The 16,151-nt window shown below is 59.7% G+C and carries 17 protein-coding genes; 8 read left to right on the top strand and 9 right to left on the bottom strand.

The window, feature by feature from the left end; all coding sequences use genetic code 11:
- Positions 1-258 precede the first annotated feature (258 nt).
- Entirely contained in the window at positions 259-1,167 is a 909-nt protein-coding gene (locus tag ACGYLD_RS14715; RefSeq protein WP_394402961.1) for a recombinase family protein, read from the bottom strand.
- Between the two features lie 229 nt (positions 1,168-1,396).
- Between ACGYLD_RS14715 and ACGYLD_RS14710 the strand changes: the two genes are divergently transcribed.
- The 5 genes from ACGYLD_RS14710 (at position 1,397) to ACGYLD_RS14690 (ending at position 5,631) form a co-directional block, all read left to right on the top strand.
- Positions 1,397-2,464 carry a hypothetical protein gene (locus ACGYLD_RS14710; RefSeq protein ID WP_088635931.1) on the top strand — a complete coding sequence of 356 codons (1,068 nt, stop codon included), beginning with the start codon at positions 1,397-1,399 and terminating at the stop codon, positions 2,462-2,464.
- Between the two features lie 215 nt (positions 2,465-2,679).
- Positions 2,680-3,270, top strand: coding sequence for a L,D-transpeptidase (locus ACGYLD_RS14705; protein ID WP_088635923.1), 591 nt, complete (start codon positions 2,680-2,682; stop codon positions 3,268-3,270).
- Positions 3,271-3,353: 83 nt separating this feature from the next.
- Positions 3,354-3,932, top strand: coding sequence for a L,D-transpeptidase (locus ACGYLD_RS14700; RefSeq protein ID WP_009815505.1), 579 nt, complete (start codon positions 3,354-3,356; stop codon positions 3,930-3,932).
- Between the two features lie 63 nt (positions 3,933-3,995).
- Positions 3,996-4,753 (top strand): IS5 family transposase gene (locus ACGYLD_RS14695; protein WP_088635922.1). Its coding sequence is split into 2 segments (ribosomal slippage): positions 3,996-4,320 and positions 4,320-4,753, totalling 759 coding nucleotides; the frame shifts between segments, so codons are not numbered across the junction.
- Between the two features lie 212 nt (positions 4,754-4,965).
- Positions 4,966-5,631: a L,D-transpeptidase gene (locus tag ACGYLD_RS14690; protein WP_088635921.1), complete on the top strand. Its 666-nt coding sequence runs from the start codon at positions 4,966-4,968 to the stop codon at positions 5,629-5,631.
- Between the two features lie 25 nt (positions 5,632-5,656).
- On the opposite strand, the gene ACGYLD_RS14685 is transcribed toward ACGYLD_RS14690, so the two are convergent.
- Positions 5,657-5,941 (bottom strand): hypothetical protein, encoded by a 285-nt coding sequence (locus ACGYLD_RS14685; protein ID WP_088635920.1) that lies wholly within the window; start codon positions 5,939-5,941, stop codon positions 5,657-5,659.
- 182 nt (positions 5,942-6,123) lie between these two features.
- Between ACGYLD_RS14685 and ACGYLD_RS14680 the strand changes: the two genes are divergently transcribed.
- The 3 genes from ACGYLD_RS14680 (at position 6,124) to ACGYLD_RS14670 (ending at position 9,495) form a co-directional block, all read left to right on the top strand.
- A complete protein-coding gene (locus ACGYLD_RS14680; protein WP_271690351.1) occupies positions 6,124-8,478 on the top strand; it encodes a cation-translocating P-type ATPase in 2,355 nt (784 codons plus the stop codon).
- A gap of 34 nt (positions 8,479-8,512) precedes the next feature.
- Positions 8,513-8,800: a zf-TFIIB domain-containing protein gene (locus ACGYLD_RS14675; protein ID WP_071974146.1), complete on the top strand. Its 288-nt coding sequence runs from the start codon at positions 8,513-8,515 to the stop codon at positions 8,798-8,800.
- Between the two features lie 182 nt (positions 8,801-8,982).
- Positions 8,983-9,495 carry a murein L,D-transpeptidase family protein gene (locus ACGYLD_RS14670; RefSeq protein ID WP_035367119.1) on the top strand — a complete coding sequence of 171 codons (513 nt, stop codon included), beginning with the start codon at positions 8,983-8,985 and terminating at the stop codon, positions 9,493-9,495.
- Between the two features lie 219 nt (positions 9,496-9,714).
- Here ACGYLD_RS14670 and ACGYLD_RS14665 read toward each other — a convergent pair whose 3' ends face one another.
- The 7 genes from ACGYLD_RS14665 to ACGYLD_RS14635 are packed head-to-tail and all read right to left on the bottom strand — an operon-like array spanning position 9,715 to position 16,150.
- Positions 9,715-10,716: a cytochrome c oxidase assembly protein gene (locus ACGYLD_RS14665; RefSeq protein WP_394402959.1), complete on the bottom strand. Its 1,002-nt coding sequence runs from the start codon at positions 10,714-10,716 to the stop codon at positions 9,715-9,717.
- The gene (locus ACGYLD_RS14660) at positions 10,713-12,650 is read right to left on the bottom strand and encodes a penicillin acylase family protein (RefSeq protein ID WP_088635917.1); all 1,938 of its coding nucleotides are present in this window, start codon (positions 12,648-12,650) and stop codon (positions 10,713-10,715) included. The genes ACGYLD_RS14665 and ACGYLD_RS14660 overlap by 4 nt, the downstream gene beginning before the upstream one ends.
- Before the next feature lie 24 nt (positions 12,651-12,674).
- Positions 12,675-12,842 carry a hypothetical protein gene (locus ACGYLD_RS14655; protein WP_009815492.1) on the bottom strand — a complete coding sequence of 56 codons (168 nt, stop codon included), beginning with the start codon at positions 12,840-12,842 and terminating at the stop codon, positions 12,675-12,677.
- A complete protein-coding gene (lnt, locus tag ACGYLD_RS14650) occupies positions 12,833-14,446 on the bottom strand; it encodes an apolipoprotein N-acyltransferase (RefSeq protein ID WP_088635916.1) in 1,614 nt (537 codons plus the stop codon). The genes ACGYLD_RS14655 and lnt overlap by 10 nt, the downstream gene beginning before the upstream one ends.
- Positions 14,413-14,916, bottom strand: coding sequence for a signal peptidase II (lspA, locus tag ACGYLD_RS14645; RefSeq protein ID WP_369824853.1), 504 nt, complete (start codon positions 14,914-14,916; stop codon positions 14,413-14,415). The genes lnt and lspA overlap by 34 nt, the downstream gene beginning before the upstream one ends.
- A complete protein-coding gene (locus ACGYLD_RS14640) occupies positions 14,900-15,682 on the bottom strand; it encodes a ZIP family metal transporter (protein ID WP_088635914.1) in 783 nt (260 codons plus the stop codon). The genes lspA and ACGYLD_RS14640 overlap by 17 nt, the downstream gene beginning before the upstream one ends.
- 12 nt (positions 15,683-15,694) lie before the next feature.
- Entirely contained in the window at positions 15,695-16,150 is a 456-nt protein-coding gene (locus ACGYLD_RS14635) for a DUF411 domain-containing protein (protein ID WP_043772538.1), read from the bottom strand.
- Position 16,151: the final 1 nt, after the last annotated feature.

Below are 16,151 nucleotides of genomic sequence, written 5' to 3'. Positions count from 1 at the left end.
AATGGGAATGCCACGATCCAGTGAGTCCGGCAAGAAGAATCTAGATGTAGTGCAAAAGTTATCCACAGCACCTATAGGTGTTGCCACGCAAAAAAATCAGCAAGTCATTGAAATAGATATATTAAATGCAGATCTAACCGAATCGAGCCACCACTCTGTTGAGTTGGCACAATAGTAGCTAACCCCAAGCAACTAATGGCACTTTCTGCCTCCTGCGGAGTTTTCTCCCGGTGAAATTTTTTGGATTCGGGTCAGAAGCTACACCTGATCTTGGCTCGATTCGTACGGCATGAGGCCGAGTCGTTCCGCCCGCTCCAACAGCATTTTCACCGAAGACGGCTGCCAGCTGGCGCGTCCGCGCGGGGAGCGTTCGCGCATGGATTCCAGCCGGTCACAGATCGCCTGGAGCGTGATGTCAGGGTCCGCGCCCTTGATGCCGGCGACGATGGCGGGCAGACGGTCGTCGGTTTCGCGGCGCCCGGCGCGGGCTAGCACCTCGGCCGGCAGGAAGCCGTCGCCGACATAGGCCTTCACAGCGCGCAAGAGACGGCTTTGGGTCCAGCGACGCGCCTCGGGCAAGGGGCCGTTGATGATGCGCACCACGTCTTCCCAAGCCAAGTCGGGTCGCAACCGGCGCACATGGGGCACCCAATCTTGTGCCGTCTCGTTCAGACGCTCCATGTAGCCGTCTTGTCGCGCCAGCCGTAGCTTGCGCAGCGCGTCGGGGTCTTTGGTGCGAAGCCCAGGGTTCCCGCCGACCCGGCCCTTGGTACGGGCGCTCGCCAGCCCCGCCTTGGTACGTTCCCGGATCAGCGCCCGCTCGAACTCGGCCGCGGCGCCCAGAACCTGCAGCGTGAACTTGCCTTGCGGGGATCCGGTGTCGATCGGGTCCTGAATGGAACGAAAGAACGCCCCCTTGGCCTCCAACCGTTCGATCACCTCGAGAAGGTGCGACAGAGACCGCGCGAGCCGGTCGATCCGTACGACAACCAGCGTGTCGCCCTTGCTAATGCGCTCCAGCAAGCGGGCAAGCACCGGCCGGGCACGATTGCCGCCTGAGGCGTGCTCTTCGAAGATCTCGACGCATCCGGCAGTTTGCAGGGCCTCAGACTGGGGCAGGGGGGTCTGATCCTCTGTGGATACGCGCGCATAGCCTATCAGGGGCATGAAAATCGGCCGTTTGCAATTTCATATACCGTTACTAAACGACCGTTTGTAACCAAATGCAAGTAGGTGCTCTCTCGTCGTGCTCGTCCAAAAACCTTTGGTTTCCTTGCGCTGAAAGCGATCTGAGAGGTTTCACCTGCAGTCGCGCGCGCGTACTATATAAATGGCGCAGGCAGCGGCCACGAAAACGCCTGGGCAATGTGCAAAAAATCAGTATTTTGCACACAAGATGACGCAAGCCTCTTCTTTGACTGATGATTACGGCGACCTCCTTATCACCATCGAGGAGGATGAAGAGGCTCACGAAGACGATCTCTGGTTTCTACCTAGGTCACTTGAAGAAGAACCGGATGATTTGCCTCCAGGGCCACGGGCGGAACCGCCCGACACTGCTGTCGTCGAAGACTGGGCAAAAGCAGAAGGCGTTCACGCTGCGCGACTGGCAAGAGTGGCTGGACGCCTGGGAGCTCTGGATGACCGGCTGCTGCGTGGCCCGGAAGGCTGGCGGCATCGCCTCGCTCTTATCGAGGCAGCGGATCTCAGCTGGTTCGCAGGGGATCGCGTGAGTTCTGATCGTCTGGCGCTCTGGATATCGATGCGGCTGTCAGGTGCACAGGATGACCCAAATGCACTGGCAAGAGTTGGATGGGCTGTTCGGCGCCTAACAGGCGGTCCTGGACCGAAAGCTGACTTGGCCGCCTTCCTGGATCGCCGCGATCCCGAGAACATTGAAGACAGCGCTGAGCGTTTCGAGGATCGCGCGGGTGGGTGGCTGGACGTCATGGCAGCCGCAAAGGGTCTCCACCCGATCACGCGGGCGTGCATGGGGTATCACCTGTGGAGCTTGGCGGGCCTCGGACGCCACGGCGACCAGATCGAAGCTGCCGTCACCGCGTCCAGGATCGCGACCAGCGATGGAAGCGGTGCCATCTTCGCGCCGCTCGCTATGGCCGGGGCCGGGGGGCTGCGCGTTTCGGGCTTGCCACCCGAGCGTTTGGCCCGCTGGTTGGATGGGATGAACAGCGCAATTCTAACGGCGATGCGAACACTTGATGATATTGAAGTGTGGATCGGGCGGGCAGAAAACGTCATGGCGCAATTATCTGGCCGCACGCCGGTTGCCTTGCGAAAGGTTTTCACGGAATGGCCCTTGGTCTCCGCCCCGATGGCTGAGGCCATGACCGGAGCCAGCCGCGCCGCCGTTCAGCGCAATCTCGCATGGATGGAGGCAAGCGGTTTGATCCGCGAGGTGACGGGGCACGGGAGGTATCGCATGTGGAAAGCTGACCTAATATAGGTCATTTGTCGAGGCTGACACCGGCTTGACCTGGCACGCTTTAGTGCCGCCCCAGATGATCGTTTAAGCCACTTTCCGTTCGAATGCGAGAAGGCTTTTCCAGCCCAAAGCGTTCGTTAGCCATTCGTCTCACGTTTTTGTGACAATTGATCGCTTGAAGCTCCAGTGGGTGAAGGTTGTAACCAGGCGAAAGAGGCACGACCGAAGGATTGATCATGAAGCTAATTAAAGACTCATTTATCTCACGTCGCGGAGCGCTGCTCGGTGCGGCCGCAAGTGGCGTGTTCCTAGGAGCAGGCGTTGCAACAGCGCAAACCACAGCACCACTTGCTACGCCACCAGTGCGCCGCAATATTTCATCCTTCAGCACCTCAAACTGGCGGGATCACTTCGATAATCTAAACCACGGTGCAATCCTGTGCGACATTGATTCCCGAGCGGTGCAATATTGGTCAGAGGATGAAAGTGTTTATAAGCTGTATCCGTCGAGCGTTCCGGAATCCGAAGAACTGACAAAACGCGGATACACTAGCGTTATCAAGAAAGTGGAAGGACCAAGCTGGCGCCCCACGCCTTCGATGAAGATCCGCAATCCGGATTGGCCAGACTATTTTCCACCCGGTCCAGACAACCCCTTGGGTACACACGCCCTCTACCTTTCATGGCAATATTACCGCGTCCACGGAACGGGCGACACGCGGAAAATTGGCCGCCAATCGTCGAACGGATGCATCGGCCTTTACAACGAACATATCAAAGAACTGTTCGCTTTGGCTGAGGTAGGAACACAAGTGAAATTGTTCTGATCGCGCACCTAGCATGACTTGTTAAAGTCTTTTTTCGTGTACCGGCGTTCATTCAACGTTCACCGTTCGAAAGCCACAGCTTCATGAATCGAAGAAAATTCCTCCTTGCCGCCGGGGCTGTTGGCACTTTGGCCAGTCAGCCAGTTTCAGCCCATGTAGTGCTGCCAAAGTATGATTTACCGCCGGAGTATTTACCTCAAGTAGTGAGCATTCCAGAGGGCTCCGCTCCATACGAAATCCATGTTGTTCCAAGCCAGTTTGCCCTGTTCTGGACCCAACCCGATAACACTGCAATTCGCTACGCTGTCGGGATCGGTCGCCCGGGCCTTTACGAGGCAGGCGAATTCTATGTGGGGGCAAAGAAGGAGTGGCCCAGCTGGACACCGACCCCGGGCATGTTGCGTCGTGAACCGAAAAAGTATGGACCGTTTCGGAATGGAATGCCTGGCGGTCTGAGCAACCCTCTAGGTGCGCGGGCCCTCTACCTTTTTCAACCGGGACGCGGGGATACCTTTTTACGTGTGCATGGCACAAATGACCCAAGCACTATTGGCAGTGCCGTTTCAAACGGATGCGCCAGATTGGTTAACGATCAGATTGTCCAGTTGTATGATATGGTTCCGCTGGACACGCGTGTGATCCTGTACCCCGCAACTTTCTAGGGTCAGGATGCATTGATTTTCAAAGCGCTGCGTGATTCACGGCCCGGAAAACGGAGCGGTGACATGAGCGACCTTTTCTGGCTGACCGACGAGCAGATGGCCAAGCTTTCCCCTTTCTTTCCCAAGTCCCACGGCAAGCCTCGGGTCGACGACAAACGCGTCTTGAGCGGGATAATCTTCATCAATCGCAATGGCTTGCGCTGGCGCGACGCGCCTGAAGCCTATGGACCGCATAAGACGCTGTACAGCCGGTGGAAGCGCTGGAGCGAGAAAGGCATCTTCGCCAGGATGATGGTCGGCCTGGCTACCGGACACCGCGAAGAAAAAACCGTGATGATCGACGCGACCTATCTGAAAGCACACCGTACCGCGACCAGCATGGCCGCCAAAAAGGGGGGCGCGGTCGCCTGATCGGTCGAACCAAGGGCGGCATGAACACAAAACTGCATGCCATCTGCGACAGCCAAGGACGACCGCTCAACCTGTTCGTCACCGCCGGACAGGTCAGCGACTACATCGGCGCACGGGCGCTGCTCAGCAGCCTTCCAAATGTCGAATGGCTGCTCGGGGATCGGGGCTACGACGCTGATTGGTTCCGAGAAGCATTGCAAGACAAGGGGATACGCGCCTGCATTCCCGGCCGAAAGCAACGCAAGACCCAGGTCAAATACGACAAGCGCCGCTACAAGCGGCGAAACCGCATCGAGATCATGTTCGGGCGCCTCAAGGACTGGAGGCGCGTGGCAACCCGCTATGACCGCTGTCCAAAGGTCTTTCTCTCAGCCATCGCGCTCGCAGCAACCGTCATCTACTGGTTATGAATCCTGACCCTAACGAATTGTCGCTGCGCAACTTCGGACCAGGTATCGTGCGAGCAGTTTTCTCCTCCCAAGCAAACTGGAAACTGCAAGGATCGCATGTTTACTCACGAAAATTTGCCCTTGAACCTCTAGCCACTAGAAGTCCTATCTGTTCAAGGAGAACACATACCGTTCTTGCCATCAATCGCCGGTGGGAACCGAAAGGGTACGACATGCTGACAAGACGACACTTCATTCAAACAACAACGGCGCTATTTTCTGCGACCGTTCCCGGCGTGACGTTTGCCGATAGCTGGCCCACCGAGGCGCAGAAGGCTGAATGGGACGCACAGGTGACGCCTCCAAATTATGTCCCCGAAACCTCCAATCCCTGGGATTTGCACCCGCGGTTCCTGCCGCAACGAGTCCTTGCGAAGGCCGGTCTCGTGCCGGGAGATATCCATGTCGACGCGGTCGCACGATATCTTTACCACATTGAAGAGGGTGGAACCGCGATGCGCTACGGCGTGGCCATCGCGCGGGGGAACCTCTACGAGCCGGGTGTCTATACCATCAAGCGCAAGGTCAGGTGGCCGCACTGGCAACCGACACAGAGCATGATCAATCGCGACCCCGAACTTTATGCTGACATTGCCGATGGCATGGAACCGGGACCGGAAAACGCGCTTGGATCGAGGGCGCTGTATCTCTACGTCGGGGATCGCGATACCCTTTTGCGCATCCATGGCACTCCGAGCCCACGGAGTATCGGTGGCCGCGCAAGTTCGGGCTGCGTACGGATGGTCATGGCTCATATCAATGATCTTTACCCGAACGTCGAGACCGGCTCTACGGCCTATCTTTACTCGGCGGAGGACAGCGTGACTGCCCGCAGCTAAGCCAAGCAGCGGACGGCAAACGCAATTAAGTTTCGCGAGGGGTGCAGATACGATTGCCGTTCGCCGTGCGCAGCGGCAGCAAGGTTGTTTCTACGGGGCCGCTGTGTTTGTACCAGTAGCACCCGTCTTCCGGTACCAAGCGCGCAGTTGCAACATCCTGATCCGGGGCAGCCATTGCAATCACGGCTTCGGGAACGTTGCCCCCCTGTTTTGCCACGTCGCCCGGTCCAGTCGGCTGGACTGCGCACCCGGCCGTGAGCGACAGCGCCACTGCAACCATCATTTTTTGCTTCAGAATCAAAACCCGCATTAAGTTTCCTTTCGTGACTGTTTTTCTTTGCAGCGGCTGTTCATGCCTCAAGGCGTGATAGAGCCAGTCACCGCATCCTCTAGCAATAAAACAATCTGAAATACCACCGTATTTTGCTCTTGAAGCTCTAGCCACTGTAGGGGCTATGTCATGGTAAAGCACCCGAATCCAGAGGTCCATTCATGCCGTCCGACACCCATCGTCACGACCACGATCACGCCGAAGATGCCCAGACAAGCGGCGGCAGCTGCTGCGGGAGCGCCGGAACGTGCGGCGACATCGTTCCGGCGACCCCCGCGCCAGCGGGCGGGCGCAGTTTTCAGGTGTCCGGCCTCGATTGCGCCGAGGAGGTAGCAATCCTGAACAAGGTGGTCGGCCCGAAGATCGGCGGGGCCGAACATCTTGCGTTCGACGTGATCAATGGACGGATGACTATCCTCGACAGCGCCAAGAGTGTATCGGACGGCGAAATTGCAGAACTGGTCGCAAGCACCGGCATGACCGCCAAGCCCTGGGATGCCGAAAACGCGTCGGTCGACCAGGCGGCCCATCTTGCACGCCAGCGGCTGTTTACGGCGCTCAGTGGTGGCTTCTGGGCCGCGGGATTTCTGTGGCACATCATCGAGACCGGCATGGGGGGGGCACTTGGCCTCTTCGCAGGGCACGGCGAAGCGCCGATGCCACTGGTCGAGGCAGGGCTATTCGCGGTCGCGATCCTGTTCGGTGTTTGGCTCGTGGCGCCCAAGGCATGGTCGTCCGCACGGCGGCTGTCGCCCGACATGAACCTGCTCATGGTCGTCGCAGTCGCGGGTGCAATTGGCCTCGGCGAATTTTTCGAGGCGGCGACGGTTGCGTTCTTCTTCTCGCTCTCGCTTTTCCTCGAAAGCTGGAGCGTCGGGCGTGCGAGGAATGCGGTTTCAGCTCTGCTGGACCTGGCGCCGCCGACGGCAAGAATTCTTTATGATGACGGTTCGGAAGCGGACGTACCGGCTTCCGCGGTTGCTATCAACGCACGTTTCGTCGTGCGCGGCGGAGATCGCATCCCATTGGATGGTGAGGTTGTCGATGGGGCAGGGGCCGTCGATCAGGCGCCAATCACCGGAGAGAGTGCGCTGGTCCCAAAGGAACGGGGCGACGAAGTCTATGCCGGTACGATCAACGGCGAAGGCACACTGACGGTGCGCGCCACGAAGGCCGCCTCGGACACCGTGTTGGCCAAGATTATCCGCATGGTCGGCGACGCCCATGCCCGCCGTGCGCCGGTGGAGCAGTGGGTGGCGAAGTTCGCCCGCATCTACACGCCTATCGTCATGGCTCTCGCCATTGCAATTGCCCTGCTGCCGCCGCTCATTTTCGGTGGGGCCTGGGATTATTGGTTCTACAATGCACTCGTGCTGCTGGTGATCGCCTGCCCGTGTGCTCTGGTCATCTCGACACCGGTCTCCATCGTCGCCGCACTCACCGCCTCAGCGCGGGCTGGGGTGCTGATCAAGGGCGGTGCATATGTTGAGGCACCGGGCAAGACCACTGCACTGGCCATGGACAAGACCGGCACGATCACCATGGGCGAGCCGGAGGTGGCGGCGGTGCATCCGCTGGGCAAAGCATCGGCGCAAGATCTGATGACCCTCGCCGCTGGGCTGGAGGCACGTTCCTCGCATCCCTTGGCGCGCGCCATTCTCGCGCGGGCAGAAGCCGAAGGCATCAATGTGTCCGCCGCGCAAGATACCCGAACCGTTCCAGGTAGGGGACTTGAAGGACGCACAGACGGCCGGTCGATCTGGCTAGGGTCCGACCGGTTTGCCGAGGAGAAGGGTTTCGGCGACGCCATTCCGAAGGATCTGCGCGACCGCATCGAAGGGGCCGGCAGCACCCTTGTTGCCGTGGGCGACGACACCGGCGTCACCGGCATCCTGGAATTGCGCGACCGTATCCGCCCCGATGCCAAGGGCATCGTGGCACAGCTCCACGCGCAGGGCGTGAAGACCATCGTCATGCTGACGGGCGACAACGAGCGGACAGCGCGCGCTGTTGCAGCCGAGGTCGGCATCGACGAGGTCCGTGCCGAGCTTCTGCCCGAAGACAAGGTGACAGCTATCGAAGAACTGGTCGAAACGCATGACATGGTGGCCATGATCGGCGACGGGGTCAACGACGCCCCGGCCATGGCGCGCGCGCATTACGCCATCGCAATGGGTGCCGTTGGTTCGGACGCGGCAATCGAGACGGCGGATATTGCCCTGATGACAGACGACCTCGGGAAGGTGCCTTGGCTGATCGGTCATTCGCGCCGGACAATGTCGATTATCCATCAGAACATCGGTATTTCCTTGGCGACCAAGGGCGTTTTCGTTGTCGCTACCGCTTTCGGAGTGGCATCGATGTGGGGCGCTATTGCAGCCGATGTAGGAGTGTCATTGCTGGTGGTGGCCAACGCCCTGCGCCTGCTGAACAGCCAAGAGGCCAAGGCGCCGCCGTCTGGCGGTGAACAGGTTGGCGAAGGCTTGGCCAAAGGAGCGCTGGCACATGGTCATTGAACTGGGAGAACCCGGAAAGGAGCCGAGACGAGACATGAGCGTGAAGGGCAGGATGATGTGTCCGGTTTGCGAGGTGCCCTTGAGCATGACCGACCGCCAGGGGATCGAGATCGACTTCTGTCCCGATTGCCGGGGTGTCTGGCTCGACCGGGGTGAACTGGACAAGATCATCGAGCGTTCGGCACCCGATGTGGCGCCTCAGCGGGTGCCTGAGCCGCGCGGCTACGACGATGATCGCGGCTACCGGCGCGGAAAGCACGGCGGCGGCGACCGCAAGCACGGCTATCGACGCAAATCCTGGCTTCACGAGTTGTTCGATTAAGGCTTGCCGTGGTCTCCCTGCCGGTCGCCCTCAAGGCGCTGCGGTAGGCCCGCAAGGCATTCAGCGGTGAGCAGGTTGGTCCAGAGATGGCAAAGGCCGCGCTTGCCCACGGACATTGATCACGCAGCATTTGCAAGGTAACGTAATGTCCATATCAGACCTCACGAAAGAGGCATCGAGCAGTGAAAACCATCCGATTTCCCCGCCGCGCCGTCCTGTTGGGCGGATTGGCAGCGTTTTTGTCTGGCTGTGCCAGCAAGTTCCGCAGCTATGGCGGACCCGAAGTGACCCGTGTTCGGCTTTACAAGGGGCAGCGTTTGCTTGTTCTGGACGGAGCCGATCGCGTATTGCAAACCTATCCGGTCGGGCTGGGTTTCGCTCCTGAGGGTCACAAGCAATTCGAGGGAGACGGCCGGACCCCTGAGGGCGCTTACGTAGTCGATAAGCGCAACCCCGACAGTACGTATCATCTTTCGGTTGGCATCTCCTATCCGAATGAGGCCGACATCGCCTTTGCTGAAGCGCAGGGCCTTTCCCCCGGCGGCGACATCTTCATCCATGGTGGTCCACGCCCAGGCATCGACCCAACGGACGTCCGCGACTGGACAGCTGGCTGCATCGCGGTCACAGATCGGCAGATCGAGGACATCTATGCAATGGTGAAAGACGGAACACCGATCGACATCTACGCCTGATGGGAGGAGATGATCTTCCGTCAGATCAGGCAAATCGTCGGCACAGGGCCACGTTGATCGCTTCGATGGCGATCACGGCCAAAGTGACACTTGCCGCCGTGGGCCAGCGCAAGCACCCGGTACGCGTAAGGACACTACAATATGTGTCCAGCCGTGGCAGTGGCGAGACAGGCGGGCCCTAGCGGAGAAGAATACGTCTGGTCTCATGTCGAATTCAATCTATCCGAGGGCATAGACGATGGTCACGACGGTAACCATGACAACCATGAACATGGAGAATGCGCCAAGGGCGAGCGTACGGCCCATGTCTCGGTTCGGCTTCCCTACTTTCAGACGCAGTTCCTCCGCGGTTTCCGGAAACTCGAGCGCCGCCGCATTCGATTGGCGCATCAGGTCGTAGCGGGACGTCCAGCGCCGTTCCTCCGCCGCGTTCCAGCCGTTCAGCACCAGAATGATTGCCGCGATGAGAACCATCGACGACGGGACCCAGATTACGTAGCCACCGATTGTCTCGTCAGCCAGGGCGCGAAGTCGGCCACCGCTCGCTGCGATGATTTCTGATCCATAGAGAGGCACCTCTTTGAGCGTTGTCAGGGAGCCCAGAAAGATGTTGGAAACGATCACCACGAACCCTGACATCAGCCGAGCACCGCGCCGCGCTCCTTCAGGCGGATCACGCAGATCGAACAGCATAGCAAAGTACCAAAGCCCAGCCAGCACCATAGACAGATGTGCTAGCGCTTCCATCGCCGCAATACGTTGTGTAAGGGCGTAGATCATCGGGATCTGCCAGACGAAAAGCGCACCAATCAACAAGGAGGTGGCAGATGCAGGAAGCGCCAAGAATCGCGGGATGCGCGCACGCCCAATCGCGGCAAGGCGTCGGCGCCATCCCCTTTTCAATCCGGCTTGAAGGACAAGCCAGGGTTGAGAAACCGCAATGAGAATGGGTCCTGCCAGTCGCAGAAGAAGATGCTCGGCCTGGTGTACCGAAAACAGACTGTGCCCCAATGGCGGGAGCGGCCCATTCGTCGCGACGAGGACGGCCGCGAGGCCGACAAAGAAGACGGCTCGACGCCAGCCAGAAACCCTTCCGAGACAGCGAGCGTGTATTTTGAGCCCACGCAAAAACAGCCATGCTGTAAGACCGACAACAATGAGCGACACCGGTGACAGCACATAGCCGAAAGGGTCGTAAAGGAAGAAGAAGTTCGTGATCATTCGCTCTGGCCCTCGCTCATCCGAGGGTTGTCGGAGGTAGCCGGTGTGAGCCGCGATATCCCGGAAGCGCCGCCACGGGCTAGTGACAGATCGGTCGACATGGCGAGGTATTCGCCTTGTATCCACGAGGGAAAAAGATTGTCGTAGAATCGAGATAGCGGATGTCCCGACTGTCCGGCGGGCGAGATGTAGTATGATCCCGCTGCTCCCGATATCGACATGACCGCCTGAAAATTGCTTCCGGCACTTACAAGGAATGGACGGTCTTCTTCAACACCAAATGACGTCAAGAATTGCGTAAAGGGATCGCCTGAGATCGGCGCTTGAAGGGACAGCAGGTCGGTCAGCAACCCACGTGAACTGATCGGCGACCACTGCATGTCCAATGTATGCTCCTCCCCCCAGGTCCAGGTCGAAAGATCGCGCCCATATCGATCGACCAGCCAGCCAAGGGCATCATCCAAGGCCACGCGAACCTGCTCCTCACATGTCTCTCGAGGTGACGATGGACGGATGTCGCACCAGATCGCGCTGCCGCGACGATCGCTGAGTACCGCATAAAGAAAGTCCGGGTTCGGACGGGTCCAGAGTTGCTTCGCTGTCGGAAACTCGTCTTTCAAAATGCGCTGCTGCAAAGCCCAGACCCAGGTCCAAAACAGCAGAGGTTCCGGCGCATATCGATCCATTTCGCCATTCCACGACGCAAGCCTGTCCAGTAGCTCACGACGAAGGTCGTCCGTATCGGTGCCTTCGATGCTGTCTCTGGACTGCACGAACCAAAGCTCTTTCGCCATTAGGGGCAGGAGGGTTCGCGCCACGGAACTTACGGTGTCCCTTTGAACACCCATGACGCCTTCTGTCGAGAAGATCGATTGCCGCGTTTCAAGCTCCGCCAGTCGAATGTCGCGAAATGACGACGCCCGTACGGCTTCCTCTTTTGGCCAACGGTCAACGGTCTCTCGATCAATTACCAATGCCTCCATGCCCTTCGGCAACATGTCTGCGGCAACTCTAGTGGCATCGTTCGCGTCGGCTGAACGCGCAAACAGCTCCAGCATCGTCAGGAAACCTGCCGTCTGCATGGGTGATGGCCCCCCTGGCGCCTCCTCGTCTGGCACGGGAAGTGACCGGAAGGCCCAGGCGACGCGCGCGTTGCGACCAACAATAACGAAAGGTACGCCCGGCATTGTGGCCCCTATGGCCGGCCCCGTCGAAAATTGAAGATCAGCGAGATACCATTCCGAGGGAAGCGACAGGGAACCGCTGATTTCGGCGGCGAGAATTGGCGTCCCGGTAGCGGTTCGGTCACCGTCCATCGCCCACGCATTGAGGCGCTGCTGCGGATCAGTCGCCAGTAGTTCGGGCGCTCTCGGGCGATCCGTCGGTATAATGGCACCTGATATACTCGGCATTCCTTCCCGTGCGCTTCCCGGTCGCAGGCCATTCAGGAAAGACCGGGCAATCCTCAGGCTATCGCCGGGTGTCCAGGCCGCGATCGACCGTTCGTCTGCGATCAGCAGCTCCGGAGAGCCTCTGCCACGCCCGCCTTCCGACACAAGCTCGAGCCACGCATTGACGCCCGCGGCATAGGACGCGAGCGCGTCTGAGACCGCTGGCGCAACGGACAATGTCCCATCGGCTGGCCACGAAGCTTCCGCTTTTCGCCTTGCCCTTAACAGTTGACCGAGCCTGTCTTGGGCGTGAACGAAGCCGATCGCGAAGTAGACATCTGCAGCGGAAGTCGCGGAGATGTGCGGGACTGCCGAAGAATCTCGCAGAATGTCGACCGGTCCGCCTAAGCCTGCGACCGTGAAGTCCTCGTCGTAGTCGGGAACGGATGCGCTCAGCAGAAAATAGACCAACCCGGAACCAACCGATACCGTGATGCAGATTGCCAGAAACCCGTACAGCAATATGTTGAAAAGCCGTCTCATGTCGGTGCTGTTTCGAAACCCTTCTTAAAAAAAGATGCGCAAGAGGACCACCGATATGAAATAGGTGAGAAGACCGAAGGCGATCGCCGAACTCGCCGCATACTGGAGGATATCCAGCCGGTTTCCTTTTCGGCGTCGCGCCAGATATCCACCCCAGATCGCACCCGCGACAATGCCCGCGATTACCAGCATGACTTTTTCTCCGTTCTTGTTCTCTTGTTGCACCGGTGTGTGCCGACCAGACCTGCAGCCAGTCCGACGGCCCAAGTAGTGAAGATGAGAGCCAGCAGCGCCCAGTCACCGAAGCGCGCATAGAGCGTTGACGGATGAGCAGAGGGCAGAGCCGCATCTATGACACCGGTTTCTCCGTTGCCGAGCCGCGCGACGAGGTCACCGTTTGCGTCGATGATCGCGGAGATCCCTGTGTTTGCGGCCCGGACGATGGGAAGCCCTTCCTCGACAGCGCGCATGCGTGCGGACGCGAGGTGCTGCTCCGGTCCAATGCTGGTTCCGAACCAAGCATCGTTGGTCGCATTGAAAATCCAGTCCGGCCGGAACAGATCGTCGACCACATGGCTTGGGAAGATGATCTCATAGCAGATCGCCACGGCGACCAGCGGCACACCCGGAAGCGCAAGCGTTCGCGGGCCCGGTCCGGGCGTAAAGTCGCCCAGACCCGCCGTGAGCCGCTCGATGGGCAACCAGCCACGGAATGGCACATATTCGCCGAAGGGTACGAGATGGTGTTTCGCGTATCCGGTCAGGATTCTGCCGGTCGCGCCAAAAGCCTGGACCGTGTTGAAATATCGGGTGCCATCCTCGCTCGGTACACGGTCCGGCACACCGGTGAGCAGCACCCTGCCCTCTGTGAGCGCAGCGGCAATGCGGGCCTGCGCCTCCGTATCCTCGTCGAGGAAACCCGGAAAGGCGGTTTCCGGCCAGAGAAGCACGTCGAAATCGCCGCGCCGGGTTGAAAGCTCAAGATAGCGCGCGAATGTCGCCTCGCGGTTCTCGGGCGCCCATTTCTCCTCTTGTGGAATGTTGCCCTGGACGATGCGCAGGTCGACACCGGGTGGCTGTTGTGCATCCGACTGGAGGCGCAGCGTGCCGACAGCCCACATCGTCGCGATTCCGGCCAGCGCCATGAGCGAAACGGTCAATCGTTGCCGCCCGGACGCCATAGCAGCCGCGCCAGGGAGTACCGCGACGAACACGGTGAGAAAGCTTAGCCCATAGCTTCCGACCCAGGCGGCGGTCTGGCGAAGGGCGGCGTAGTCTACAAGTGCGTAACCGGCCAGATTCCAGGGAAACCCTGTCAGAACGTGACCACGCAACCACTCGGCCACGGTCCAGGAGGTCGCGAACAGGAGGCAGGCCAAGAGACTGCCCATGGCTCCGCGCCGCGCGATTTCGGCAAAAAGCGCAGCGGCAATGGCTGGGAAAATCGCGAGACCTGCGGACAATCCCGCGACCGCCGGAATCGCCATCGTCCCAAACCGCTCGGCCTCGACGTAGAAACTTTCCGCGATCCACCAAATCCCGAAACCGAACTGGCCGAGACCAAACGCCCAGCCGACGAGGAAAGCACGCCCGAAGGAGAGATCGCGAAGCCCGACAAACAACGCGGAATAGGCAACGGGAACAAGCAGGAGAATCGAAAGAGGCGGGAAAGTCAGAACGGTCATCGCCCCGGCGGCGAAACCAAGCGTCATCCGCGAAAGAAAACGGTGGCGCAGAGCGATGCGGTTCAGAATTTCCGGCTTCACGACTTGATCGAACGCCGCGCGCTGATCCATGGCGCGGCGAGCAAGAGCCCCACGCCACTGACGACAAATACATCGGCCAAGTTGAAGGCAGGCCAATGTGTTGTGCCAATGTAGAAATCGAGAAAGTCTGTTACAGCCCGATACCGCACACGATCGATGACATTGCCCAGGGCTCCGCCAATGATCGCACCGTAGGCAAGCATTTCCACCGCATTGTCGGCGCGAAACAGCATAACCCCTAGCCAAACACAGATGGCAAGAGCGAGAGCGATTAGGCTCCACCACGGAGCGCCGCCCAGCATCCCGAAAGTCACGCCGTCATTACGATAAAAGACGAGGTTGAATCCCGGAAACACGGAAATCCCGGCGCTTAAAGTGGCGGCATCCGCAACAACAATGGCTTTGGTGATCTGATCAATCGCGAACGCAGCAAGCGCCGCGAAGACGCCGATCACCGGAGATACCTTGTTTAGTGACATTGCCTCATCCCAACCAGACATCGAGAAACAGCATCAGAACGAGCCCGACTGCGAGACCGAGCGTCGCCCTGTTCTGATGGCCGCTGCGATGGGTTTCGGGGATGATTTCGTGGCTGATGACGTAGAGCATTGCGCCCGCGGCAAAGGCCAGTCCCCATGGCAGCAGCGGTTCCGACAGTGTGATGATCCCGGCCCCGAGCAGGCCGCCAATCGGCTCGACCATGCCCGTCAGCGCCGCGATGCCCCAGGCGCGCAGCTTCGGATATCCCTCGCCCAGCAGAGATACAGCGACGGCCAATCCTTCGGGCGCATTCTGAAGCCCGATGCCGACAGCAAGCGGCAAACCGCCCTCCATACCTCCGGATCCGAAGCCGACCCCCACGGCAAGGCCTTCGGGGAAGTTGTGGATCGTGATCGCAATGATGAACAACCAGACCCGCCGCAAAGACGCCGCTTCGGGCCCTTCGCGTCCCATCTTGAAGTGCTCGTGCGGCAGCTTTTCGTTCATCAGGGCGACAGCCCCCATGCCCAGAAGAATCGAAACGCATACGATGGCCGCAGGCATCGCGCCGTTTTCGAACATCGGCTCCGCCGCATCCAATGCCGGGATGATCAGCGAAAAGAAAGAAGCGGCGAGCATCACACCGGCAGCGAAGCCGAGCGACAGAGCGCGTGTGGCCCGAGACGGGATGCGCCCGAACAGCACGGGAACTGCTCCGACTGCTGTGAGCGATCCGGCGGCAAGACTTCCGAGAAAGCCGAGCATTATCGGAGACAGATTTCCCATGGGCGGGCCAGATTATCCTTCGGCGTAGCTCGAAAAGACTTCCGTCGACCCGTCCTTGCGGATGAGGAAGACATCATAGGCTTCACGGTCGTCTTCTGGCCCCATGCCGGGCGAGCCATAGGGCATCCCCGGAACAGCGAGGCCGACGGCGTCCGGGCGCTCCTCGAGAAGGCGGCGGATGTCAGCGGCCGGTACATGGCCCTCGATCACGTAGCCGTCAATGAGCGCGGTGTGGCAGGAGACCATGCGCTGCGGCACGCCGTTGTCTAGCTTGAAGCGCACGAGAAGCCCGCCGAACATGTCCTGGCCGGTCGGCACAAACCCGTTCTCTTCGAGATGTTTCATCCACGAGAGGCAGCAGCCGCATCCGTTGGTCTTGCGGACGTCGATCGCCGTTGCCTCTGCGAGGGCCTGGGCCGCTGGGAACAGGGCGAGCGTGATGGCGAGAGCTTGGGTCATGCGTTTCATG

It is taken from the genome of Sulfitobacter sp. 1A12056 (genome assembly GCF_043558125.1).
GTDB classification, from domain to species: Bacteria; Pseudomonadota; Alphaproteobacteria; order Rhodobacterales; family Rhodobacteraceae; genus Sulfitobacter; species Sulfitobacter faviae.
This window is presented reverse-complemented; position numbering and strand designations above follow the sequence as displayed.

Excerpts from the sequence above, each read along its gene's own strand:
- ACGYLD_RS14715 (WP_394402961.1), bottom strand. The coding sequence starts at position 1,167 with ATGCCCCTGATAGGCTATGCGCGCGTATCCACAGAGGATCAGACCCCC.
- ACGYLD_RS14710 (WP_088635931.1), top strand. The coding sequence starts at position 1,397 with ATGACGCAAGCCTCTTCTTTGACTGATGATTACGGCGACCTCCTTATC.
- ACGYLD_RS14705 (WP_088635923.1), top strand. The coding sequence starts at position 2,680 with ATGAAGCTAATTAAAGACTCATTTATCTCACGTCGCGGAGCGCTGCTC.
- ACGYLD_RS14700 (WP_009815505.1), top strand. The coding sequence starts at position 3,354 with ATGAATCGAAGAAAATTCCTCCTTGCCGCCGGGGCTGTTGGCACTTTG.
- ACGYLD_RS14690 (WP_088635921.1), top strand. The coding sequence starts at position 4,966 with ATGCTGACAAGACGACACTTCATTCAAACAACAACGGCGCTATTTTCT.
- ACGYLD_RS14685 (WP_088635920.1), bottom strand. The coding sequence starts at position 5,941 with ATGCGGGTTTTGATTCTGAAGCAAAAAATGATGGTTGCAGTGGCGCTG.
- ACGYLD_RS14680 (WP_271690351.1), top strand. The coding sequence starts at position 6,124 with ATGCCGTCCGACACCCATCGTCACGACCACGATCACGCCGAAGATGCC.
- ACGYLD_RS14675 (WP_071974146.1), top strand. The coding sequence starts at position 8,513 with ATGAGCGTGAAGGGCAGGATGATGTGTCCGGTTTGCGAGGTGCCCTTG.
- ACGYLD_RS14665 (WP_394402959.1), bottom strand. The coding sequence starts at position 10,716 with ATGATCACGAACTTCTTCTTCCTTTACGACCCTTTCGGCTATGTGCTG.
- ACGYLD_RS14660 (WP_088635917.1), bottom strand. The coding sequence starts at position 12,650 with ATGAGACGGCTTTTCAACATATTGCTGTACGGGTTTCTGGCAATCTGC.
- ACGYLD_RS14655 (WP_009815492.1), bottom strand. The coding sequence starts at position 12,842 with ATGCTGGTAATCGCGGGCATTGTCGCGGGTGCGATCTGGGGTGGATAT.
- lnt (WP_088635916.1), bottom strand. The coding sequence starts at position 14,446 with ATGGATCAGCGCGCGGCGTTCGATCAAGTCGTGAAGCCGGAAATTCTG.
- lspA (WP_369824853.1), bottom strand. The coding sequence starts at position 14,916 with ATGTCTGGTTGGGATGAGGCAATGTCACTAAACAAGGTATCTCCGGTG.
- ACGYLD_RS14640 (WP_088635914.1), bottom strand. The coding sequence starts at position 15,682 with ATGGGAAATCTGTCTCCGATAATGCTCGGCTTTCTCGGAAGTCTTGCC.
- ACGYLD_RS14635 (WP_043772538.1), bottom strand. The coding sequence starts at position 16,150 with ATGAAACGCATGACCCAAGCTCTCGCCATCACGCTCGCCCTGTTCCCA.